At 38.7% G+C, this 22,360-nt stretch carries 24 protein-coding genes and 1 riboswitch; of the genes, 15 read left to right on the forward strand and 9 right to left on the reverse strand.

Features of this window, described 5'->3' with window-relative positions; genetic code table 11:
- Positions 1–27 precede the first annotated feature (27 nt).
- Positions 28–1,002, forward strand: a complete 975-nt coding sequence (locus tag B3E92_RS07470) for a bifunctional riboflavin kinase/FAD synthetase (protein WP_070565590.1) — start codon at positions 28–30, stop codon at positions 1,000–1,002.
- A gap of 89 nt (positions 1,003–1,091) precedes the next feature.
- Here B3E92_RS07470 and aroQ read toward each other — a convergent pair whose 3' ends face one another.
- Both aroQ and B3E92_RS07480 read right to left on the reverse strand, forming a co-directional pair.
- Positions 1,092–1,511 carry a type II 3-dehydroquinate dehydratase gene (gene aroQ / locus B3E92_RS07475; protein WP_046674672.1) on the reverse strand — a complete coding sequence of 140 codons (420 nt, stop codon included), beginning with the start codon at positions 1,509–1,511 and terminating at the stop codon, positions 1,092–1,094.
- A 267-nt stretch (positions 1,512–1,778) separates the two neighbouring features.
- On the reverse strand, positions 1,779–3,452 hold the full coding sequence (locus B3E92_RS07480) for a gliding motility protein RemB (protein WP_286896000.1): 1,674 nt from the start codon (positions 3,450–3,452) through the stop codon (positions 1,779–1,781).
- Positions 3,453–3,647: 195 nt separating this feature from the next.
- Between B3E92_RS07480 and B3E92_RS07485 the strand changes: the two genes are divergently transcribed.
- The 4 genes from B3E92_RS07485 to B3E92_RS07500 all read left to right on the forward strand — a co-directional run bounded on the left by B3E92_RS07485 (position 3,648) and on the right by B3E92_RS07500 (position 7,665).
- Positions 3,648–5,063 (forward strand): glycoside hydrolase family 125 protein, encoded by a 1,416-nt coding sequence (locus B3E92_RS07485; protein WP_286767129.1) that lies wholly within the window; start codon positions 3,648–3,650, stop codon positions 5,061–5,063.
- 53 nt (positions 5,064–5,116) lie between these two features.
- The gene (gene murI, locus B3E92_RS07490; RefSeq protein WP_070565597.1) at positions 5,117–5,941 is read left to right on the forward strand and encodes a glutamate racemase; all 825 of its coding nucleotides are present in this window, start codon (positions 5,117–5,119) and stop codon (positions 5,939–5,941) included.
- 71 nt (positions 5,942–6,012) lie between these two features.
- Positions 6,013–6,258, forward strand: a complete 246-nt coding sequence (locus tag B3E92_RS07495; protein WP_286896001.1) for a hypothetical protein — start codon at positions 6,013–6,015, stop codon at positions 6,256–6,258.
- A gap of 153 nt (positions 6,259–6,411) precedes the next feature.
- Complete coding sequence (locus B3E92_RS07500; protein WP_286896002.1) at positions 6,412–7,665, forward strand: PQQ-dependent sugar dehydrogenase; 1,254 nt, start codon at positions 6,412–6,414, stop codon at positions 7,663–7,665.
- A 431-nt stretch (positions 7,666–8,096) separates the two neighbouring features.
- Here the strand turns inward: B3E92_RS07500 and B3E92_RS07505 are convergent, their stop codons facing one another.
- From B3E92_RS07505 to dnaB, 3 genes are all read right to left on the reverse strand, one after another.
- The gene (locus tag B3E92_RS07505; protein ID WP_286896004.1) at positions 8,097–8,225 is read right to left on the reverse strand and encodes a hypothetical protein; all 129 of its coding nucleotides are present in this window, start codon (positions 8,223–8,225) and stop codon (positions 8,097–8,099) included.
- 44 nt (positions 8,226–8,269) lie between these two features.
- On the reverse strand, positions 8,270–8,743 hold the full coding sequence (gene rlmH, locus B3E92_RS07510) for a 23S rRNA (pseudouridine(1915)-N(3))-methyltransferase RlmH (protein WP_286896006.1): 474 nt from the start codon (positions 8,741–8,743) through the stop codon (positions 8,270–8,272).
- A gap of 413 nt (positions 8,744–9,156) precedes the next feature.
- Complete coding sequence (gene dnaB / locus B3E92_RS07515) at positions 9,157–10,767, reverse strand: replicative DNA helicase (protein ID WP_376781291.1); 1,611 nt, start codon at positions 10,765–10,767, stop codon at positions 9,157–9,159.
- Between the two features lie 384 nt (positions 10,768–11,151).
- Here dnaB and ubiE point away from each other — a divergent pair, with 384 nt between their 5' ends.
- The 6 genes from ubiE to B3E92_RS07545 all read left to right on the forward strand — a co-directional run bounded on the left by ubiE (position 11,152) and on the right by B3E92_RS07545 (position 15,450).
- Complete coding sequence (ubiE, locus tag B3E92_RS07520) at positions 11,152–11,892, forward strand: bifunctional demethylmenaquinone methyltransferase/2-methoxy-6-polyprenyl-1,4-benzoquinol methylase UbiE (RefSeq protein ID WP_112376154.1); 741 nt, start codon at positions 11,152–11,154, stop codon at positions 11,890–11,892.
- Between the two features lie 66 nt (positions 11,893–11,958).
- Entirely contained in the window at positions 11,959–12,720 is a 762-nt protein-coding gene (locus B3E92_RS07525; protein WP_286896009.1) for an SDR family oxidoreductase, read from the forward strand.
- Between the two features lie 10 nt (positions 12,721–12,730).
- The gene (locus B3E92_RS07530; protein WP_046674475.1) at positions 12,731–13,180 is read left to right on the forward strand and encodes a GatB/YqeY domain-containing protein; all 450 of its coding nucleotides are present in this window, start codon (positions 12,731–12,733) and stop codon (positions 13,178–13,180) included.
- A gap of 36 nt (positions 13,181–13,216) precedes the next feature.
- Entirely contained in the window at positions 13,217–13,720 is a 504-nt protein-coding gene (locus B3E92_RS07535) for a GNAT family N-acetyltransferase (RefSeq protein ID WP_236560229.1), read from the forward strand.
- Between the two features lie 11 nt (positions 13,721–13,731).
- Complete coding sequence (locus tag B3E92_RS07540) at positions 13,732–14,106, forward strand: DUF423 domain-containing protein (RefSeq protein ID WP_286896010.1); 375 nt, start codon at positions 13,732–13,734, stop codon at positions 14,104–14,106.
- Between the two features lie 6 nt (positions 14,107–14,112).
- Positions 14,113–14,175, forward strand: a riboswitch (Fluoride riboswitch).
- Between the two features lie 36 nt (positions 14,176–14,211).
- Complete coding sequence (locus B3E92_RS07545) at positions 14,212–15,450, forward strand: voltage-gated chloride channel family protein (RefSeq protein ID WP_286896011.1); 1,239 nt, start codon at positions 14,212–14,214, stop codon at positions 15,448–15,450.
- 138 nt (positions 15,451–15,588) lie between these two features.
- On the opposite strand, the gene mgtE is transcribed toward B3E92_RS07545, so the two are convergent.
- From mgtE to B3E92_RS07565, 4 genes are all read right to left on the reverse strand, one after another.
- Positions 15,589–16,905, reverse strand: coding sequence for a magnesium transporter (gene mgtE, locus B3E92_RS07550; protein ID WP_070565637.1), 1,317 nt, complete (start codon positions 16,903–16,905; stop codon positions 15,589–15,591).
- A gap of 171 nt (positions 16,906–17,076) precedes the next feature.
- Positions 17,077–17,787 carry a dipeptidase PepE gene (gene pepE, locus B3E92_RS07555; RefSeq protein ID WP_070565639.1) on the reverse strand — a complete coding sequence of 237 codons (711 nt, stop codon included), beginning with the start codon at positions 17,785–17,787 and terminating at the stop codon, positions 17,077–17,079.
- Between the two features lie 87 nt (positions 17,788–17,874).
- Entirely contained in the window at positions 17,875–18,051 is a 177-nt protein-coding gene (locus B3E92_RS07560) for a ribbon-helix-helix domain-containing protein (RefSeq protein WP_070565641.1), read from the reverse strand.
- A 10-nt stretch (positions 18,052–18,061) separates the two neighbouring features.
- Positions 18,062–18,925: an SPFH domain-containing protein gene (locus B3E92_RS07565; RefSeq protein ID WP_046674469.1), complete on the reverse strand. Its 864-nt coding sequence runs from the start codon at positions 18,923–18,925 to the stop codon at positions 18,062–18,064.
- Between the two features lie 96 nt (positions 18,926–19,021).
- Between B3E92_RS07565 and B3E92_RS07570 the strand changes: the two genes are divergently transcribed.
- The 4 genes from B3E92_RS07570 (at position 19,022) to rimK (ending at position 22,230) form a co-directional block, all read left to right on the forward strand.
- Positions 19,022–19,504: a DNA-deoxyinosine glycosylase gene (locus B3E92_RS07570; protein ID WP_070565645.1), complete on the forward strand. Its 483-nt coding sequence runs from the start codon at positions 19,022–19,024 to the stop codon at positions 19,502–19,504.
- A 53-nt stretch (positions 19,505–19,557) separates the two neighbouring features.
- Positions 19,558–20,736 (forward strand): AIR synthase related protein, encoded by a 1,179-nt coding sequence (locus B3E92_RS07575; protein ID WP_115050721.1) that lies wholly within the window; start codon positions 19,558–19,560, stop codon positions 20,734–20,736.
- 63 nt (positions 20,737–20,799) lie between these two features.
- Positions 20,800–21,237 carry an ATP-dependent zinc protease gene (locus B3E92_RS07580; RefSeq protein WP_070565649.1) on the forward strand — a complete coding sequence of 146 codons (438 nt, stop codon included), beginning with the start codon at positions 20,800–20,802 and terminating at the stop codon, positions 21,235–21,237.
- A 57-nt stretch (positions 21,238–21,294) separates the two neighbouring features.
- Positions 21,295–22,230, forward strand: a complete 936-nt coding sequence (gene rimK, locus B3E92_RS07585) for a 30S ribosomal protein S6--L-glutamate ligase (protein WP_070565651.1) — start codon at positions 21,295–21,297, stop codon at positions 22,228–22,230.
- Positions 22,231–22,360: the final 130 nt, after the last annotated feature.

Here is a 22,360-nt window from a genome sequence, read left to right on the forward strand (position 1 = left end):
ATCTTATTTTTGCAAAAACTCCTATAAATGAAAATCTACAGAAGTTTAGATGATTTCTCACCAGTTGAAAATGCAGTTGTAACCATCGGTACTTTCGATGGAGTTCATATTGGCCATCAAAAAATATTGGCTCACCTAAAGGAAGCAGCTCATAAAATTAATGGTGAGACAATTTTGCTTACTTTTTTTCCACATCCACGATTGATTATCAATCCAGACGATGATAGTTTACGCCTGATCAACGATATCGAAGAAAAGGTCAGTCAATTAAGCAAAGTGGGAATTGACCACTTAATTATCATTCCTTTTTCCCGTGATTTTTCCAATCAGACTCCGGAAGAATATATTAGCAATGTTCTTGTTGGCAAATTGGGCACAAAAAAGATTGTGATAGGCTATGATCACCATTTTGGCAAAGATCGAAAGGGTTCGATGGGCGATTTGGAGCAGTTTGCATCTATATTTGACTACAGCGTTGACGAAATTCCAGAGCAAGACATCAATGATATTGCAGTGTCCTCCACGCGCGTACGTGAAGCGCTTATAAAAGGCGATATAAGAACGGCTAATCTCTATTTAGGTTATCCTTTTGAATTAACGGGAACGGTGATTAGAGGCGACCAAATTGGTCGTACCATCGGATTTCCAACAGCCAACCTTCAGGTTCACGAACCTCATAAACTAATACCAGCCTATGGTATTTATGCTGTAGAGGTATACATCTATAATCATATCCAAAACATCACTACGGGAGAGTATAAAGAGGAAAGTCCAGTATCCATTGCGAAAGGCATGGGCTATATAGGAACCAGGCCCACCGTCGATGGCATGAATCGGGCTATTGAAATCAGCCTATTCGATTTCGATCAGGATATTTATGGCAAGACACTGCGTGTAAAGTTCCTTCATTTTATCCGACACGATGAACGATTTGACTCACTTGAAGAAATGAAAGCTCAGATCAAAGCAGACGAAGTCGAAATCAGAAGTCTTATTGGTTAGAACAAGTCTGTTAGCTATAAAACAAAAAAGCGGGAATTCCCGCTTTTTTGTTTTATAGCTATTTTTTCTCTTCCTTGCAAAAGAAGATATTATTTAATAAACGCCTCTATACCCAATCTGTAACTATCCAGGCCAAAACCACAGATCACCCCTTTACAATTCTTTGCGAGGAAAGAATGATGACGAAATTCCTCTCTTTGATGGACATTGCTTATGTGAACTTCGATAACAGGTGTTGTGATTGCTGCGATTGCATCCCCAATCGCGACTGAAGTGTGAGTATACGCTCCGGCATTCAACACAATTCCATCAAATTCAAAACCGACTTCGTGTATCTTATCGATTAATCCTCCTTCAGAATTGCTTTGAAAATAGGCTAATTCCACTGTTTCAAATTGTTGTTTTAGTTCTTCAAAATAGCTCAGGAAGTCCTGGCTACCATAAATTGATTTCTCCCTTACACCCAACAAATTTAAATTTGGGCCATTCAGTACGAGGATTTTTTTCATTGGAATAACATTAGTTTTGTGCTGGTCCATTGGCTAACTAAGCGAACCCATGCCATTTTCTGTTTAAGCAAATCGTTTTTAAGCCCTAACACATCATAAGAAGGGATCGTCCACGATCGGATATTTATTCTAATTGTATCCAAGCTGTCTTCCCTAATTGTCAATTTGTGCTAAAACTAAATTTAAAAATAAACTATATTGGTTTTACAGCATTTATCGCCAAAACAATATAGTTTATTTTTATTATAGATCGGTTTATAAAAATTTCTATAAATCGTTATAAATTGCCCGGAAACTTGAACGAAGTCCAAATGACACTACGCCAGATTTATTGACTACAGGTGTTTCATATTGTGCTTTTGCGTAACGTTGGGTATAACCAAGTTCTAAACGGAGGTTATACTTGGGATTAAGCACATAGGCAGCCTTAGCATCCGCATAATAGATATTATTCTTTATTCCTTGGGCAATATGATTTCCATATAGATTTGGTATTGTATTATAGGATTGGAAGATGTTACCGCCCATATTACTTCCATCAGGCAGATCAAGTCCATTTTGGGTAAACATACCCTGTAACGAAAAGTCCCATCTATCCCATGCATAATTCACAAGGCCAACAAGCTCTCTAAAGTTTGCCCCTTTCGGATGAGCCAATGGCTCGGCATTGTTACTATAGTTTGAATACGACTTAAAGTGTGCGTAAGTATATGGTCTGGCTGTATTATACTCGGCTAAAAAGTTCAGGTTTTTCACACCAAACATATCATATCCCCTAACACCAAGTTGTGCTCCCCATTTGTTATGCGCATATCCATTCCCGGCAAAAAACTCTTTCGCGGTAAACTCCCCCAATAAGAACTGACCATATGCCGTCAAATTATAGGGTAGTTTATATTTGGAAGTTAACCCCAAAAACATTTTATCAGGTGAAGTTGAGTTATTACTTTCGACAGGACGAATAAAGATAATTGGACTCAGATAACTAAAATCAAAACCTCTTTTTCCAGCTTCATCCTGCGCAGCCCAAACAACAGACTGAAAAAATCCTATCGATAATTTATTGGTCACATTCCAATCCAAATATTGAAAAGCCCCCCATTTTTTACCATCCCCCAAACGTGTATTATTCTGCCCTTCCATAGGAGTTGTACCGGTCAAATCCTGTCTCGGATGCGTCGGATCATTCATGTAGGCCCAGATCGACGTATATTGAACGTTTCCTATCGTGCCGGTCAATTTCAAATGTGCATAGTTTGAAGAAAAATCCGATAACAGCATGGATCTATACCCATCCCCAATAAAGTTCTTGTCATAGGCCAACGTCGCTTGAATATACTTATGTGCGTCATAGGTCATACTGGCTGTCGCATACATCCAGTCCATTTTATTTTTGGACTGAAATTTTGTATTTCCTTGACCAGGGATAACTTTATTGGCAACGATATAGTCATCCAAATATTTGGGAAATACCGCCTGACTTTCAAATGCGGAAGTATTGAATGTAAATTTATTACCCACGTTCAATCCTACCTGAAATCCTCTACTATTCATCCATGTCCGACGCTTGTCGCCTAACATATCCTTTCCAATATAAAGATCCGGTAAAAAATCAGCATAGAATGTATAATCTTCTTTCTCAACCTGCACCAGATGTTCATTAAAAATCTTACGCATAAACCAATTGGACGAAGAAACAGGCTTATTGGATTGGATTGAATCAAACTTGGCTAACAATAAAGAGTCTTTGATGACGAATGGTTTAGCAGCAGTGTGCATCCTCGTCTCAGTAGAATAAACCGCATCGTTCATTTTTTGATAAAAATGATACGAATAAGGCTGACTCTTGATCTGGGCAAAACCGCCGAAGGAAATACCTACCCCCATGCTTGCCAGCACAATTCGGAGTAAATTATTATTTTTTGTTATATTAAGCCTCATAAAATTATTTCAAAGATTATTTTTTCTAGCAAAATGCATTCCTAAACGCAAATTAACCGAATAAAAATGACTTTATTCCTATGTTCAGTCAATTTTATAATGCTAAATCGTATTTGCTATTCCTTTTATTCAAAAATATTTATATCTTGCATTTTAGTAAATAACCTTATAACATTAAAATCAGTCCTAGCAAGCATGAAACGCAGAACATTTATCCAAAACGCAAGCCTGTTAACCGCGGGTGCACTTACAAGCAAATTTTCATTTGCTCAAGAACATTCTTTTCCCACTGTACGAACAAGTAAAGAGAAAAGACTTTTCTCGAGCAAGGTCATCGAAGATGCAATTGTAGAATTTCAGAAAAATGTTAAAAATAAGGAACTGGCTTGGTTATTTAACAACTGCTTTCCTAATACCTTAGATACTACGGTATTTCCCTATGTTCAAAACGGAAGAAATTATACCTATGTAATTACAGGGGATATTGATGCCATGTGGTTGCGTGACAGCAGTGCACAGGTATGGCCATACCTTCCTTTTATGAAAAAGGACAAAAAACTACAGGATCTTATTGTTGGCTTAATCCAAAAGCAGAGTAAATGCATCAACATTGATCCCTATGCCAATGCATTTTATAACGATCCGACCAAAAAAGGCGAATGGTTCAGTGATCACACAAATATGAAACCTGGAATCCATGAACGAAAATGGGAAATCGATTCATTGTGTTATCCAATTCGATTAGCTTATCATTATTGGAAAGAAACGAATGACAATAGCCCGTTTAATGAAGAATGGTTAGAAGCGCAACATAAAATATATCAGACTTTTGTTGAGCAACAGCGTAAAGATAGTCTAGGCCCGTACAAATTTGAACGTACAACCTCCAGAGGCTCCGATACATTACAAGTAGATGGCTACGGATATCCTGTAAATCCAGTTGGTTTGATCTGCTCCAGTTTTCGACCGTCAGACGATTCTACCATTTTCTCCTTTCTTATTCCATCCAATTTATTTGCGATCGTTAGCCTTAGACAATCTGCCGAAATTTTGAAAAAGGTTAAAAATGAACATGAACTAGCTGTCAAAATGGAAGCTCTTGCGAATGAGGTCGAAACAGCAGTCAATACATATGGTATCATCGACCATCCGACAATAGGCCGGATATATGCCTTTGAAGTAGACGGTTTTTCGAGCCATCTTATGATGGATGATGCAAATATTCCGAGCTTATTGGCTCTACCTTATTTAGGGGCTGTCGATCTAAATAACGAAGTTTATCAACGTACACGTAACTTTGTTTTGTCTGATAAAAATCCATTCTTTTTTAAGGGAACAGCAGCGGAAGGCATTGGCGGACCTCACATAGGAAGAGATATGATCTGGCCGATGTCCATTATTATGCGAGCACAAACTTCGACAAATGATGATGAGATTCGCAATTGCATCAAAACGCTGGTCAATACGCATGGCGGAACTGGATTTATGCATGAGTCTTTTCATAAAAACGATCCTAAAAAATTCACAAGACATTGGTTTGCTTGGACAAATACATTATTTGGCGAATTAATTTGGAAAATATACAAAGAGAAACCATCTTTGCTTCAATAAAGCTGAAACTTGTAACACAATGTTATAAGTGGAAGAACTTATAACATTGTGTTATGGATAATTTATCAAAACCAGGTCCGATTGGCATTTTTGATTCCGGTTACGGAGGACTCTCCGTATTTAAGGAAATTCAACATCTTTTACCTCAGTACGATTATATCTATTTAGGGGACAATGCTCGGGTCCCTTATGGTACACGGTCTTTTGAAACCGTTTATAACTATACCAAACAATGTGTCTTTAAACTTTTTGATCTAGGCTGTAACCTTGTTATTCTGGCATGTAATACAGCTTCAGCAAAAGCATTAAGAACCATACAACAACATGATCTACCGCCGGGAAAGAGAGTCCTCGGCGTCATCAGACCCACTACCGAAATTGTACACAATTTTACGAAAACTAATAAGATCGGGATTTTAGCTACTACGGGAACGGTAAAATCTGAATCCTATAAAATAGAAATACATAAATTTAATCCAGAAATAGAAGTTTTTCAACATGACTGTCCTTTTTGGGTCCCTTTAGTAGAAAATAACGAAATCAATACAGAAGGCGCTCATTACTTTGTAGAAAAAGATATACGGGAACTTTTACAACAGTCCGATCAGATCGACGCTATTGTGCTTGCCTGTACCCACTATCCATTATTGCTGCCCGTAATCAAAAAATATACACCAAGCAATATCAATATCATTTCTCAGGGTCCAATTGTTGCAAATAGCTTAAGGGACTATCTCCATCGTCATCAGGAGATTGAAACTATTTGTTCCCAAAATGGACAATTGGCCTTCTATACGACAGATGATCCAAGAGACTTTGAAAGTAAAGCAAAAATATTTTTTGGAAAGCCGATAGCCGCAAGCCACATAAGTGTTTAACAAATAAAAGGCAATGATTTTTAAAACTTTTACTTCCTGGTCTTCGTTATGTTGATAAAAAGGCTAGTACAATGAAAAAGAACTTTATAACCATTGCTTACAATCAGGATACACAACATTGTGAATCCAAAGGATTTTCAAGTATTCAGGAAAGTGCAGATTATTTTAAAACTTTCGAGACATCTGCCCAGCCTAACTATGTACCGGTGTGTATCTACAATTTAAACACAAATACGATTCTAGATATAAGTGATTATTATGTAAACAAGGAAACTGAACTCCACCAAATCGTAAAACACTGCCTGGCGGAAAAATAACTCTTTTAATATTTAAAATCTATTGGCTGGCTAGCATCCTCACTTTCTTATTAATAGAGTTATATATTTATATTATTACATTCTGTAAAATAATATTTCATTAATTTTTAATATCTTCAAGCAGATAATCAGACCAAAAACAAGTCACAGATAATGAAAACCAAACTGACAATAAGCCTCTTAACAGTATCTTTAGGATTAACCGCATGTAATTCCAACCATGCGAATTCAAATTCGAGTTCGGATAGCAGTTCAAATGCTGCAACTGATACAACAAGTTACCCACCGGTAGAAACACAGAAGGCAAACACAAGTTATAAACCAGCATTTGCTGGACAAACGAGAATTCGGGGTACAAAGACAAGCACGCCGTTCGAAGGTAAAGTAATTGCTGAGGGATTAAAATCTCCGTGGGGCATAACCGCGCTGCCTGATGGCCGATTATTAATCTCAGAAAAAGAGGGGAATTTTCGCATTGCAACGGCGGACGGTAAATTAAGTGACCCAATAAAAGGTTTACCTCAAGTCAATAGCAGTGGGCAAGGTGGACTTTTGGGATTACGACTTGATCCAAAATTCGAATCAAACTGTATGATTTATTGGGTTTTCTCTGATAATACCGCTGCTGGGACGTTAACGGCTGTTGCAAAAGGAAAACTGTCTGCAGACGAGAAATCGATAGAAGGTGCTAAGGTGATCTATCAAGCTACTCCGGCTCATAAAGGGAATCTGCATTATGGTGGCCGTATTATCTTTGATAAAGAAGGAAACATTATTTTAAGTACGGGTGAAAGATCTGATTTGGTTACAAGACCATTAGCGCAAGATCTAAATGCTGCATTAGGCAAGATCTTACGGATCACTACTGATGGACAGCCTGCTCCAGGAAATCCATTTATAGGCAAGTCAAATGTCCGTCCGGAAATTTACAGTTATGGACATCGCAATCCTCAAGGGCTTGCCTTACACCCGGAAACTGGCGATCTTTGGGAAACCGAATTTGGTCCACGGGGCGGCGACGAGCTGAACAGAATTGAAGCTGGCAAGAATTATGGATGGCCAACGATTACGTATGGTATAGAGTATAAAGGCGATAAAGTTGGTGCGGGTATACAACAAAAAGACGGTCTGGAACAACCTGTCTATTATTGGGATCCGGTCCTCTCTCCTAGTGGAATTACATTCTATACCGGACAGAATATTCCAGAATGGAAGAATAATCTCTTTATTTGCGGTTTGAGCAGCATGCACATTGCCAGAATTATACTGAAGGATAACAAGGTGGTTGGAGAAGAGCGTCTATTAGGTAGTGAAGGACAACGATTTAGAGATATCACGCAGGGAAAAGATGGCGCGCTGTACGCTATCACAGATATCGGAAAATTATATAAAATTGATAAAAAATAAATTCCTTGATTCGACGCAGCCCCTCTCAAATGGGCTGCGTTTTATTTTGACTTGGCCCTCAAAAACACACTTTCAACTACTTTTATTGACCTTATTTTCTATATTTCTTTTCGAACATGACAAATACCATAGTTTGGCTCGATTATTGACCATCTATTAGCGAATCAATAAATTATTATATGGTAAAAAAAGAAAAAATGAAAAAATTGTTAGAAATTAATCCCTTGTCATTCTATATGACCAACTGGGGATTCGTAAACAACACCGCCCCAAAAAGAACGCGCAAAACCTGCCAATCTTCTCCCAAAAATTAAGCGTTCTTGCTTAAACAATTCAATTAAAATTTATTAAAATCATCTGCTGATATCCTCCATACGGATATTAAGTAAGAGATTTATTTCTTTTACTTAATCCGTTTGGAGGATATGAAGCTATGCGAAAAAATAGGCCAATAAGATCACGATAATAATACAAGCAATCATAATGTATTTATTCAATTGCCTATTTTTCTCTCCTTCGTCACTTTTATAGTGATAATCTCGTTTGTTGGGCAAATTCATAAGCTTGTTTTTATTCATGATGAAGTTACGGACTTTTTTCCATATTATTCGTGATGATAAGGTTCCCCCTTCATGATGGAAAAAGCACGATAAAGCTGCTCTGTAAAAAACAAACGAATCATTTGGTGCGAAAACGTCATCTTCGATAAAGCGATTTTTGATGTTGCCCGATCGTAAATTTTTTGATCAAACCCATAGGGGCCTCCTATAATAAATACCAAATGCTGAACACTTTGTACCATCATTTTTTCCAAATAAGCTGAAAACTCCAAGGAGCGAAATTCTTTTCCATGTTCGTCTAGCAGAACTACTAGATCTTGTGGTTGTAGCTGTTTCAAAATCAGCAAAGCCTCTTTATCTTTTTGCTGTTCAGCAGAAAGATTCTTGACATTCTTGATATCGGGAATAACGACAATACTGAAGTTCACATAAAACTTTAATCGCTTAATGTACTTTTCAATACCTTCAATTAGGTATTTGTCATCCGTCTTACCTATACAAAGTAATGTTATTTTCATCGAAATATATTATTTGTTTTTGCCATCAATAGCCAAATAAAAGCTAACTTGCTCGATCCAAAATAATGAATATCCATTAGCTTCCTGTCATTGTCGAAAAACTGTTCACCAACTTTTGTCTAAGACCTGTTATACTAAGTCTAAAAGCTACCATTCTAATAAACCCAAAGGCGCACAAAGTTCCGATTTTATTTAAAATAAAAACAATCAAAACGACAAAAAAACATTAACCCCATTTGTTCATTTAGTTTTAAAACATTTATTTTTGCGTACACCCTTAATACATCACGTTGAAAATGGATAATAACCTTGTTTTACTAGCGAAAACAAGCCGGACGCGGTAAACGAAAAAAACGAATTTAAATCATTCGGTTTTTTTCTGTTATTTAGGAATACTTATGTAAAATTAACCACTAAAATGGCGCATCATCAGGCATATCGTTCATTCGGGAGGGCATAGTAATACCTCCACTAAAACCTCCAGCACTAAAATCATCTGCAAAGTTTGGCGACGGATTCAAGGCCGAAGCAGAAAATGTAGCCGGCGCATCACCGAATCCATCTCCACTACCCATACCCGAAAACTCATCTTCTAAATCCACAAACTTCACAAATTTACCCACAAAGCGAAGTGGAACAATTCCGGTCTCACCATTACGGTGTTTTGCAATAATAACTTCACCGACACCGGCAGTAGGACGTCCCTCTTCATCTTCTGTCAAACCATAATATTCAGGTCGATATAAGAAAAGAACCATATCAGCATCCTGTTCAATAGAACCAGACTCCCGTAAATCGGACAACATAGGACGCTTACTATTGCCCGGTCTTGACTCTACTGCACGGCTCAATTGCGACAATGCAAGCACGGGGATATTTAATTCCTTAGCTACAGACTTCAACGCGCGCGAAATACTACCAATCTCTTGTTCCCGGTTACCCCCGCCTTTACCGTCTGCTTTACCGTGCATTAACTGCAAGTAATCGACGATCACCATTTGGATATCGTATTGTGCTTTTAGACGCCTACATTTTGCTCTAAATTCGAACACGTTCAACGCCGGCGTATCATCAATAATAATAGGCGCATCAGTTAATCGACCAATTCTCGAATGTAATTGCTGCCATTCATGATCAGCAAGATTTCCTTTTTTCAATTTCTCTTGCTCAATTTCGGTTTCACCAGCGATTAGACGATTGACGAGCTGAACAGATGACATCTCCAGCGAGAATACGGCGACTGCTTTACCGTGTTCCACAGCGGCATTACGCGCGACAGAAAGTACAAATGCAGTTTTTCCCATCGCTGGACGTGCTGCAATAATAACAAGATCAGAAGGCTGCCAACCTGAAGTCATACGATCCAAGGCTGTTAAACCCGAAGGCACACCTGTTAGGCCATCTGTGCGATCCCGGAGCATTTCAAGGTTAGAAATCGCCTCACGCATAATATCATCCATCTTTCTTGAATCTCTTCGCAAGTTATTTTGCGCGATATCAAACAAGCTTTTTTCGGCATGATCCAAAAGATCGAAGATATCTGATGTTTCATCATATGAACTATTGATAATTTCGGTAGAAACCTTAATAAGCTCACGCTGAATATATTTTTGAGAAATAATACGGGCATGATACTCAATATTAGCTGCAGAAACCACGCGATCTGTCAATTGCGTAATATAGTAGGCACCGCCGACCATTTCAAGAGCCCCCATCCGTCGAAGTTCCGAGGTAACTGTCAATATATCAATTGGAGAAGTCTTTTGAAAAAGGCCAAAAATTGCTTCAAAGATCTTTTGATGTGATTCTTTGTAAAACGATTCTGGTTTTAGAATATCAATAATTTCACTCAGCGCATTTTTCTCCAGCATCAAAGCCCCCAAAACAGCTTCTTCAAGGTCCACTGCCTGCGGCGGAAGCTTACCCAAACCGCTCACCAAATTATTTAATTTGGTACGACGTTCGCCATAATTACCCCGTTTGTTATTATCCGTGTTATTCGCTTCAAAATTACTGTCGTTCATCATGATATTATATCAGAAATATAGCTTTGCTATCCTTATAAATTTTAGATAGGATAACAAATGTATAAAAAATAAAATTCACCACCATGAGGATTTACAAACAGGGAAATTCGACGATCAGATCCGAACCCCCAAAAAGCTTTGATGGACACAGATTTACAGGATTAGTTTTCAACACATACTGTTGAAAAGATGTTGAAAATAAAAATTTACCACTCAAAATCAATACTTTAAAAAATGTTAATAACTTAAACTATTGTGAACAAGCAAAATGGTCAAAAACAAATTAATATCCTCCACTACCATCAAAATAAACTGACTTTGATATGAAAACAAATCCCTTTTTTAGCACCGAAAAATATTCATATATTGTATCTTTGTAAAATGACGCACGATTCCTCAACACTAAAGCCCTACAAAGATACCAACGATGGGAAGAAGAAACAGGTAGCAGATATGTTTGACAATATCTCGCATTCCTATGATTTTTTGAACCATTTCATGTCTTTGGGTATTGACATTATATGGCGTAAAAAAGCCATCAATTCCTTAAAGTCCATAAAACCGCAACTGATGTTGGATGTAGCGACAGGAACTGGTGATTTTGCACTGGAATCAATTAAAATCTTGAATCCAAAAAAGATTATTGGTGTCGATATCTCCCAAGGCATGCTTGAAGTCGCCAAGAAAAAGATTGCAAGCAAGGGATTAGCGAATCAATTTGAAGTTCAGTTAGGAGATTCTGAGCGGCTTCAATTCGAAGATAATACCTTCGACGCAGTTACTGTAGCATTTGGTGTCCGCAATTTTGAAAATCTGGAAAAGGGCTTATCTGATATATACCGCGTATTAAAGCCTGGTGGGAAAGCTGTTATTTTAGAATTTTCTAATCCGAAAAAGTTCCCCATTAAACAATTGTATAATTTTTATTTCAAGTTTATCACACCAACCATTGGAAAATTCTTTTCAAAAGATTCCAGTGCATATGAATATTTACCGGAATCCGTTGCTCAATTTCCGGACGGCCAAAAGTTCGTGGCCATAAACAAAAAAGCTGGTTTTAATGAAACTATTGTTAGACCACAGACGTTTGGCATCTGTACCATCTATATTGCTACAAAATAGGGTGGCCGAGGCGCTTTTTTTTAGGGAAAATCTGATTAAATTTTAAATACCAACTAGTTACAATATATGACTAAAACAGTTTTTATTACAGGAGCAAGTTCCGGCATCGGTCAGGCTTGTGCCGAAGTTTTAGCGAAAGAGGGGTATAATCTTTTACTTTGCGCGCGCAGGTTAAACCGTTTAGAAACATTAAGAGATACACTACTTGCGGCCTACCCGACTATTCAGATCCATATATTTGAGCTCGATGTCCGAGATGCTGAGCAAGTTGCAAACCAAATTGAAGGTTTGCCCCCCGAATGGAAAAAAATAAATGTTCTCATCAACAATGCTGGGTTGAGCCAGGGATTAGATCCTATTCAAGATGGTGATATCGGCGATTGGGACAGAATGATTGATACCAATATCAAAGGCTTATTGTATGTAACTAAAGCTGTGATACCCCTTATGGATACTGACAACGGCGCTCATATTGTTAATTTAGGATCTATTGCAGGGAAAGAGGTGTATCCGAATGGAAATGTGTACTGTGCGACCAAACATGCTGTCGACGCGTTGACTAAAGCGATGCGTATTGATTTGCTAACGCAAGGCGTTAAGGTAACCTCTATTGACCCCGGAATGGTAGAGACTGAGTTTTCGGAAGTTCGTTTTCATGGAGATCGAGAAAGAGCTAAAAATGTTTACAATGGTGTACAACCTCTAACAGGTAAAGATATTGCCGAAACGATTCTTTTCGTCATTACCAGACCTGCACACGTCAATATAAACGATCTCTTAATCATGCCTACAGCGCAGGCTACAGGCACACTTGTCAATCGAAAATAATTTAAATATCATGTCATTAGAAATACAAATAAATCAAGACATTAAGGCAGCAATGATCGCAAAAGACACGGCAAAATTACGTGGTTTACGTGCCATTAAAGCAGCTATCCTCTTAGCGAAAACAGAAAAAGGTCATGCAGAAGATCTTAGCCAGGAGGCGGAGATTAAAGTGTTACAAAAACTTGTCAAACAACGTCGCGAATCTGCTGAAATTTATAAGACTCAAAACCGTGAAGATCTGTATGAAATTGAAGTCGAGGAAGAAAAAGTAATTGAGGCTTACCTACCCAAACAGTTAAGTAAAGAAGAAGTTGAGACCGTCGTCAAAGCAATTATCGCTGAAACAGGGGCTTCTTCCATTAAAGATATGGGTAAAGTAATGGGCGCGACAAATCAAAAGCTTGCAGGACAAGCTGATGGCAAAACAATCTCTGAAGTCGTTAAAAGTCTTCTCGCATAAAAGTTTTCAAATCACTCGAGTCAAATTAAATCGGGTATGTCTTCCCTGATATATCGATTTAATTTGACTCTTTTTTTTATTTTAATGATGGATTTTCAGTGGAACCTCAAGAAGTTTGATGAACTCAACAATAAAGAACTGTATCGTATCTTAAAGCTTCGAATGGAAGTTTTTGTTTTGGAACAAGAATGCTTATATCCTGAATTGGACGATAAGGACTTTGCTTGTCTCCATCTTTGGGCGGAACACAATGATGATATCATTGCATACACGAGATTAGTTCCCCCTGGTCTCTCCTATCCGCAGGCTTCCATCGGTCGGGTCATTGTCGCTGAGCAAGCTCGCGGAACCGGTTTGAGTCAACAATTAATGATTCATTCCATCGAATCTCTCTATAAAGAATTTGGTGAAGGCGAGATACAAATAGGCGCACAATTTCATTTAAAATCCTTTTATGAAAAATTAGGGTTTAAACAAATCTCCGAGCCCTACCCTGATTACGGAATCCTTCATATTGATATGATTAAACCCACAATTTAGTAAATTCAGGCATGCAAAACGTTGTCATCATCACGGCCGCTCTATTTGGCGGCCTCGCTATTATCCTAGGTGCATTTGGAGCCCATGCGTTCAAAAAAATCCTATCCGCTGAAAAACTGGAATCCTTTGAGGTCGGCGTGCGATATCAAATGTATGCTGCACTAACCCTATTGATTCTAGGATTCAATTTTCGGTTTGAGCTTCAGTCTGAACGAGTGGCATTTTATCTGATCACACTAGGAACTATTTTATTCTCTGTAAGTATATATTTTCTATCGTTTGCTGAATACTGGAAAAAGAATCTAAAGTTTCTTGGCCCAATTACCCCGCTCGGCGGATTGCTTATGATCGCAGGCTGGGTTGCTGTTATCGTTCGTTTTTTGTAGATTTGAAATAAATATGGCAATGATGTCTGCCCTGAACCGCCCTGATAAGCTGATGACGTCTACTATTTTAGTATAAAACAACAATTTTATATAAAGTGTAGACTTATGGCTATAACACATTCAAATCAAAGCAATCTTCATTTTTTTCTTAAATGGCTTATCTCCTGTAGTGCGATAGGTTTCATTGTCGGATCTATTTGTGCGTTTTTTCTCTTTTCCCTCAATTGGGTAACGCAGTACCGGGAGGCTCATCCTTGGATAATTTATGGACTTCCCCTAGCGGGATTTGCCATAGCGTTGTCCTATAAGTATTGGGGCGATCCATCAAGCAAAGGAAATAACCTGCTGATTGAAGAATACCTTCATCCCCAACGCCGCATTCCGCTTATCATGGCGCCGCTTGTCTTATTCGGAACTTTACTTACACATCTGTTTGGGGGTTCGGCAGGCCGTGAAGGAACTGCTGTACAGATCGGTGGAGCAGTTTCCGATCAGCTTAATCGCTGGTTTGACTTCGATAAAACTGAACGTCGCATCTTAATTTCGATCGGCATCACTGCAGGATTCGCCGCTGTGTTTGGCACCCCGCTCGCCGGAACGATATTCGGCCTGGAAGTACTATTGATTGGCAAAAAAAGATATTTCGGTATCCTGCCCTGTTTATTTACCGCCTTTTTTGCAAACTTCAGCTGTCAATTATGGAATATTCCACACACCCATTATCCACTTCATGATGTTATTCCAATGCTGTCCTTAACCAATATTGGATTTAGCCTTGCCGCAGGCATTCTATTTGGCGTTACAGCATGGCTTTTTACATTTGCCAGCGATTTCTTTAGCCTTCAATTCAAACGAATTAAATATCCTCTGCTTAGACCGGCGATTGGCGGTATTATTTTGGTACTTATCATTACGTTATTTCACAGCAACAGCTATATTGGACTTGGCATACCAATGATTCAGAATGCATTTGTCGATCAGTCGAATTATTATGACTTTATCATTAAATTGCTTTTAACGACTTTTACCCTTTCTGCCGGATTTAAAGGCGGAGAAGTCACCCCGCTATTTTTTATTGGGGCAACCTTGGGGAGTGCATTAAGCACCGTTATTCCACTTCCCATCAGCCTGCTGGCTGCCATGGGCTTTGTAGCCGTATTTTCAGGCGCTACAAACACCCCGCTCGCCTGTATTGTAATGGGTTATGAATTATTTGGGATTCAACCTATCTTATTTATAGCGATAGCGTGTATAGTCGCTTTTTTATTTTCCGGAAAAAAAGGAATTTATATTGCACAAAAAGGCGGTTTAAAGGAAAAATTATACCGCAGACTCAATTTATAAACAAGCAATACGCTTTCAGCTTCTTTGTCTATCTCCTTGTGTTCCATTATGGACTACTTCAAATAAACACAAGATCGGACAAAAAAACATGCTAAAAAGAAGAGTGCAGATTACAAGAATGGATAGATGACATCTGAACTACAGTAGTTTTCCGTGCAGAAAGAATGCTGCAACAGTAAAATAGATAATCAATCCGGAGACATCCACCAACGTTGCAACAAACGGCGCTGATGCTGTCGCTGGATCCAAACCGAACCGACGTAGGATAAATGGAATAAACGATCCCGACAAAGTTCCCCATAAAACAATAAACAATAAGGAAACCGCAACCGTAAAGCCAATTGAAATCCAATAAGGACCATAGTCATATAGACCAAGAAAATGCCAGGCCAATATCCGTAGAAATCCGATCGAACCTAATATCCCACCTAAAATTAAACCGGAAGAAACTTCGCGCTTCATCACATACCACCAATCTTTAAGCTTTAACTCTCCGAGCGCCATGGCACGAATAATTAAAGATGCCGCCTGCGACCCCGAATTACCTCCACTGGATATAATTAAAGGAACAAACAAAGCAAGCACAACCGCTTTTTCCAATTCCCCCTCAAAAAAGCCCATTGCTGAGGCTGTAAGCATTTCGCTAAAAAACAAAATGATTAACCAGCCAGCTCTTTTTTGAATCAATTGCAACAAGGGGGTTTTGGTATAAGCCAGATCCAATTCTTCCATCCCTCCAAATCGCTGGATATCTTCTGTATCGCGATCTTCAATTCGGTCCAACACATCATCAAATGTCACAATTCCAACCAACACCCCTGCTTCTGTAACGATAGGCAAAGCACTGCGGTCATATTTTTGAAAAATCTCGAAGGCCTCTTCCATGGGTGTAGAGGCTTTAATCGCGGCAAAATTGTAGTCAATTAAGTCGGAAATCTTAGTAGAAGAATCCGATAGTAGTAATTGACCAATTTTCAAGTCATCGATCAATACGTTTTTCTCATCAACTACATAAATAAAATTGAGCGTTTCAGCTTTCCTTCCAAAAACTTTAATATGCCGAAAGACATCATCAACAGTATAATAAGGACGAACTTGCACATACATTGGTGTCATAAGTCGGGCTATACTATCCTCTTTATATCCGATCAGCTCCAAAGCCATTTGCTTCTCACGCTCATTCAATAGATTGATCAGATATTTAATCAGATCATCCGGCAATTCCGACAATAATTCATTCCGGGTATCCGGCTTCAAATTATTCAGCAATTCGGACAGCTCATGCTCCGTCATGGATTTGATCAACGTATATTGAACATCCATTTCAAAAAAAGAAAAGATCTCCAATCTATCCTCCAAAGGATAGTCCATAAACTCTTGATGTTGCTCCCCTTTACTTAAACGCGATATTTCTTCCGCGATATCGGCCGGGTGTAATGCTGAATTTTGTTCCATTGGAAGAAAATTTTAATGGATTTAGCGCAAAAGTAGCTTATTTTGTATTATTTTCAACAATCTGAAAAACTATTTTTTCCAATGGGAATTAGGGCCAGCTTTTCATAAAATCGTCTACCACTGCGCTGAACGGTCCATTTGACTTCCCATGCCCATTGAATTTACAATAGCTTAAAAATTAATTAATCCAGGTGCAAGCTCTACAGGTTCAAGCCCCGCCTTAAACAACCGTGCTTTTAAACCACCTTGCAGTACAATGGTCCCGTCATTTACGTGTAGCCAGCTACCTTCACGCAAGCCTATAACAGGTTGGCTGTTCAATTGATGAAATTCCTGAATTCGCGTTTCCCTCGTCTCTCCTTTATGTGTAGAATTTGGATCTGGATCCAAATAATGTGGATTGATATTAAAAGGTAAGAAACCAAGTGCGTTAAAACTAGGCGGATAAACAATAGGCATATCATTCGTGGTTCCAATTGTTAATCCGGTCAAATTGGACCCCGCGGATGTGCCCACATATGGAATCCCCTTTGCTACTTGTACGCGCAGTTGCGGAACCAAATCCAGATCATACAGCGTTTTTAAGAGTAAAAATGTATTTCCTCCACCAATAAAAATAGCTTTAGCATCCTGAATAGCCTTCTTCATATTGTCAAACTCATGGAGCCCCCTAACCGTCACGCCCTCATCTTTCAGGGCATCTTGTACCTTAGCGGTATAAGCATCAAAGGAAATTCCTGAAGGTCTCGCAAAAGGGACAAACAGCAATTCGTCTGACTGAATAAATTCGACAAAATCGTGCTTAATATAAGCTAAAAACTCACTCCCATGGATCGTGCTTGTACTTACGACCAATAACTTGTACGCTGGATTAATCTTCATCTTCTATCGTTAAAACATTAAATAAAAAGTACCTTTGGCTTTATTAATTGCGAGGCCAAAGGTACAGTTTTCGTTCCTTACTATAGGCTATTTCTTATCAGCAGGCTTTTTTTCTGCACCCAATCTTTTATTTTCTTGCAGTGCCTTATGTAAAAGATATTCTATCTGCCCATTAACACTTCTAAACTCATCTGCAGCCCATTTTTCCAATGCTTTGTACATTTGGTCGTCTAAGCGTAGCATAAAGTTTTTCTTATCCGCCATTTCATTTCGTTTATTGGTACAAAGTACCTGTATTTACAATTGGTGTCGCTGCTTTCTCTCCACAGAGTACAACCATTAAATTGCTGACCATTGCTGCTTTTTTCTCGTTATCCAACTCTACAATATCTTTCTCAGACAATTTATGCAAGGCCATTTCCACCATCCCAACTGCACCATCTACGATCTTTGCCCTTGCGGCCACAATTGCTGCCGCCTGTTGTCTTTGAAGCATCGCACCAGCGATTTCTGACGCGTAGGCCAAATGGCTGATTCTTGCTTCCTTAATAATAACGCCAGCTGGCGCCAAACGATCCGACAACTCCTGCTCAAGAATATGGTTTACGGTATCTCCTCCCTCCCGTAAGGTTATTTCAGCACCTTCATCTTCCAAGTTATCATACGGAAAGCTTCCAGCCAAATGTCTTACTGCTGCTTCACTCTGCGTGCGTACATAAGATGTATAATTACTGACATCATAAGCAGCTTTATACGTGTCACCCACTTGCCACACGATCACTGCCCCAATCTCAATTGGGTTTCCCATCTTGTCATTTACTTTCAGCGTCTGTCCTTGCAGATTATCCGAACGAAGACTTATTTTAATCGTCGAATACAACGGATTGACAAAAAACAAACCATTTTCCTTAACGGTACCTACATATTTTCCGAAGAAATTCAGCACACGTGAATGATTTGGATTAATAATCATCAATCCCTTTAAAATAAAAAAAGTAGCAATCATTAATACCACTCCCAATACAACATACAGCGAACTTTCTTCTACGCTCGCAAATGAAAATATAGCTGCCACAAACGAGACAACAGCTATCAATAAAGCTAAATAGCCTGACATTGGTTTAATTAGTTTTTCCATAATTGTTAATATATATTTGATATCATTTTAATATCATAAATATACTACAATAATTTTCATATTTCAAAGGAAAATTTAAAATTGCTATTTTTGATCATGCGCAAAAAATCCTTTCTACCCTTAGTCAATTCGACGACAGAAATACTCATCCTTGGCTCGTTGCCCGGAGATAAATCTCTGGCAGAAAATGAATATTATGCACATCCACAAAATCGCTTTTGGAAAGTAATCACCAATTTGTTCAATGCACCGGAACAAACAAATTATACGGAGAAGATAGATTTATTACTCAAAAACAACATTGGTCTTTGGGATGTTTGTGCGGAAGCCTCTCGTCCCGGCAGTATGGATTTAGCCATACAAAATGAAGTTCCGAATCCGATTGACGAGCTGCTGCAAACCTTTCCCACAATCACACAAATTATTTTTAACGGACAAAAAGCGTACAGTTTGTATTTAAAGCATTTCAACAAACGAGAAGACATTATGTACAGATGCTTACCCAGCACAAGTCCGGCCAATGCGAAAAGTAATCTCGAAAATCTAATTCAACATTGGCGCATAATAATAAGTGATTAAATTACACGAATAAGGTTCTTTAATTCAGTCCTATTGCTTATTTTTGCCCTAAGATGTCAGATTTAAAATACAATCAACGAGGCGTATCCGCAGGGAAAGAGGATGTGCACAATGCGATAAAAAATATAGATAAGGGTCTGTTTCCCAAAGCATTTTGCAAAATAATTCCAGATATTTTGGGTGGAGATCCAGACTGGTGTAATATTATGCATGCGGATGGTGCTGGTACCAAATCTTCATTGGCTTATGTATACTGGAAGGAAACCGGTGATATTTCAGTGTGGAAAGGTATAGCACAGGATGCAATTATCATGAATATTGACGACTTGCTTTGCGTGGGAGCCATCGATAACATTCTTTTATCCTCAACGATTGGCAGAAATAAAAATCTTATTCCTGGAGAGGTGATCGCAGAAATCATCAATGGCACAGAAGAGATTCTATCTGAACTTCGGGATTTGGGAATTGGCATCTATTCTACAGGAGGTGAAACGGCCGACGTTGGCGACCTTGTTCGCACCATCATTGTTGATAGTACGGTGACCTGTCGTATGAAACGTGAAGACGTCATTTCAAATCATCGCATCAAAGGTGGCAATGTAATTGTTGGATTGGCATCGAATGGAAAAGCAACCTATGAACAGACGTACAATGGCGGAATGGGTTCCAATGGACTAACTTCTGCACGTCATGATGTATTTAACAAAAAAGTAGCTGAAAAATATCCTGAAGCGTATGATCCAGCTGTTCCTTACGAACTAGTTTTCGCTGGAAGCCAGGACCTCACCAATGAAATCGAAGTTGAAACAGGAGAAAAAATAACTGCGGGTAAGCTTGTTCTTTCGGCGACGCGTACTTATGCGCCTGTTATCAAACAAATACTGGACAAGTATCGTTCACAAATCGACGGAATGGTGCATTGCTCAGGTGGAGCGCAAACAAAGGTTTTACACTTCGTTGATAATGTGCATGTCATCAAAGATAATCTTTTCCCGATCCCACCTCTTTTTGAATTAATACAGAAAGAATCCAATACAGACTGGAAAGAAATGTACAAAGTATTTAATATGGGACATCGTATGGAATTATATGTACCGGAATCAATTGCATCGGATATCATTGCTATTTCAGAGTCGTTTGGCATTCCGGCTCAAATCATAGGTCGCGTGGAAGAATCTACTGCTAAAAAAGTTACTATAACCTCTCCTTACGGAGAATTTATCTACGAATAAAAGATTTTCATCCCTGTCCCCTGCTTATACAGGCGACAGGGCTATTTTTTCAATTTGGTATAAATGAAAGAGAAACTTCTTGTGGGCTGGAAAGAGACCCTTGATTTACCTGAATTGGGAATATATGGTATAGAAGCAAAAGTCGATACCGGTGCTGCTTCATCGGTACTACATTGCAATTCGTACGAGATCGTTAAGGAAGATGGTCAGGATTGGATTATCTGTGAACTTATAACAAATTTTGGGACAAAAGAAACAAAAACACTGAAGTTAAAACTCTATAGGACAAAACTAGTGAAAAGTTCTTTTGGCCAAGAAGAAAAGCGTTACTATATCCGCACAACAGCAACATTATATAACCAGGTATTTAGCATTAAGATCTCCTTTAGAAATAGATCACAAATGACCTATCCTATGCTGTTGGGTAAAAATTTCTTAAACAAAAGATTTTTGGTCGATGTTTCCAAAGAAAATCTGTCGACGAAGACCCTGGTAAAATAAAACAATTAGCCAAGCTATTTTGTTATCTTAGCACAAAATATATTCAATATACAAATCGTGAAAATTGCCGTATTATCGACAGTAAAGAGTTTATACTCAACTCGTCGTCTCGTAGAAGCCGCACAACAAAGAGGACACGAATGTGTTGTCATCGATCACAGCAAATGTTATGTAGGCATTCAACAAGGTAAACCCAGTATTCATTATAAAGGACAGGATCTCAGTGATATTGATGCCATTATTCCCCGGATAGGAGCATCGGTAACATTCTATGGATCTGCTATCGTTAGACAATTTGAGGTGATGGATGTCATTTCCGCGAATCCCAGTCAAGCCATTACGCGTTCCCGAGACAAATTGAGATGCCTACAGATTTTATCCGGGGCAGGTATCGGACTCCCGATTACAGGATTTGCACGCACAGCCTCCGATGTGGACGATCTCATCAGTATGGTAGGTGGTGCTCCTTTAGTCATTAAACTACTCGAGGGAACCCAAGGTATTGGTGTTGTACTTGCCGAAACCAAAAAAGCGGCCTCTTCTGTTATAGAAGCGTTCTACGGCCTGGGCAATAACATCCTGATCCAAGAGTTCATCAAAGAGTCTAAAGGCTCTGATATTCGTGCATTCGTGGTTGACGGCAAAGTTGTTGGAGCGATGAAACGCACGGCGAAAGAGGGTGAGTTTAGATCAAATATCCATCGGGGTGGCACCGCTCAGATTATCCGGTTAAGTAAAGCTGAAAGAGAAACAGCAATTGCGGCTGCGGCACAGCTAGGACTTACGGTTTGTGGTGTAGATATGATTCCTTCTGACAGAGGCCCTTTAGTACTGGAAGTAAACTCATCTCCTGGTTTGGAAGGCATCGAGAAAGCGACAAAAAAAGATATTGCCTCAGAAATTATACAATATATTGAGAGACAATATGAAGCAAAGCAAGCTCAAATGCCTAAAGTCGTTAAGAAAAAGAAAAAAAGAGAAAGTAAATTATAAAATTACCGGATTAGCAACTAAAAGAGGCTGTCTCAAAATGCAGTCTCTTTTTTTGCATTATCTAAGGTTTATTATTTGTCTTAACTGTTTGATTTTCATATATTTATAGTGTAAACAAAAAGGATATATC

The sequence above is a fragment of the Sphingobacterium sp. UBA6317 genome (genome assembly GCF_002440385.1).
Lineage (GTDB): Bacteria > Bacteroidota > Bacteroidia > Sphingobacteriales > Sphingobacteriaceae > Sphingobacterium > Sphingobacterium multivorum.

Bases quoted from the DNA above. Each gene is read 5' to 3' on its own strand.
- B3E92_RS07470 (WP_070565590.1), top strand. From the start codon at position 28: ATGAAAATCTACAGAAGTTTAGATGATTTCTCACCAGTTGAAAATGCA.
- aroQ (WP_046674672.1), bottom strand. From the start codon at position 1,511: ATGAAAAAAATCCTCGTACTGAATGGCCCAAATTTAAATTTGTTGGGT.
- B3E92_RS07480 (WP_286896000.1), bottom strand. From the start codon at position 3,452: ATGAGGCTTAATATAACAAAAAATAATAATTTACTCCGAATTGTGCTG.
- B3E92_RS07485 (WP_286767129.1), top strand. From the start codon at position 3,648: ATGAAACGCAGAACATTTATCCAAAACGCAAGCCTGTTAACCGCGGGT.
- murI (WP_070565597.1), top strand. From the start codon at position 5,117: ATGGATAATTTATCAAAACCAGGTCCGATTGGCATTTTTGATTCCGGT.
- B3E92_RS07495 (WP_286896001.1), top strand. From the start codon at position 6,013: ATGAAAAAGAACTTTATAACCATTGCTTACAATCAGGATACACAACAT.
- B3E92_RS07500 (WP_286896002.1), top strand. From the start codon at position 6,412: ATGAAAACCAAACTGACAATAAGCCTCTTAACAGTATCTTTAGGATTA.
- B3E92_RS07505 (WP_286896004.1), bottom strand. From the start codon at position 8,225: ATGAATTTGCCCAACAAACGAGATTATCACTATAAAAGTGACGAAGGA.
- rlmH (WP_286896006.1), bottom strand. From the start codon at position 8,743: ATGAAAATAACATTACTTTGTATAGGTAAGACGGATGACAAATACCTA.
- dnaB (WP_376781291.1), bottom strand. From the start codon at position 10,767: ATGAACGACAGTAATTTTGAAGCGAATAACACGGATAATAACAAACGG.
- ubiE (WP_112376154.1), top strand. From the start codon at position 11,152: ATGACGCACGATTCCTCAACACTAAAGCCCTACAAAGATACCAACGAT.
- B3E92_RS07525 (WP_286896009.1), top strand. From the start codon at position 11,959: ATGACTAAAACAGTTTTTATTACAGGAGCAAGTTCCGGCATCGGTCAG.
- B3E92_RS07530 (WP_046674475.1), top strand. From the start codon at position 12,731: ATGTCATTAGAAATACAAATAAATCAAGACATTAAGGCAGCAATGATC.
- B3E92_RS07535 (WP_236560229.1), top strand. From the start codon at position 13,217: ATGTCTTCCCTGATATATCGATTTAATTTGACTCTTTTTTTTATTTTA.
- B3E92_RS07540 (WP_286896010.1), top strand. From the start codon at position 13,732: ATGCAAAACGTTGTCATCATCACGGCCGCTCTATTTGGCGGCCTCGCT.
- B3E92_RS07545 (WP_286896011.1), top strand. From the start codon at position 14,212: ATGGCTATAACACATTCAAATCAAAGCAATCTTCATTTTTTTCTTAAA.
- mgtE (WP_070565637.1), bottom strand. From the start codon at position 16,905: ATGGAACAAAATTCAGCATTACACCCGGCCGATATCGCGGAAGAAATA.
- pepE (WP_070565639.1), bottom strand. From the start codon at position 17,787: ATGAAGATTAATCCAGCGTACAAGTTATTGGTCGTAAGTACAAGCACG.
- B3E92_RS07560 (WP_070565641.1), bottom strand. From the start codon at position 18,051: ATGGCGGATAAGAAAAACTTTATGCTACGCTTAGACGACCAAATGTAC.
- B3E92_RS07565 (WP_046674469.1), bottom strand. From the start codon at position 18,925: ATGGAAAAACTAATTAAACCAATGTCAGGCTATTTAGCTTTATTGATA.
- B3E92_RS07570 (WP_070565645.1), top strand. From the start codon at position 19,022: ATGCGCAAAAAATCCTTTCTACCCTTAGTCAATTCGACGACAGAAATA.
- B3E92_RS07575 (WP_115050721.1), top strand. From the start codon at position 19,558: ATGTCAGATTTAAAATACAATCAACGAGGCGTATCCGCAGGGAAAGAG.
- B3E92_RS07580 (WP_070565649.1), top strand. From the start codon at position 20,800: ATGAAAGAGAAACTTCTTGTGGGCTGGAAAGAGACCCTTGATTTACCT.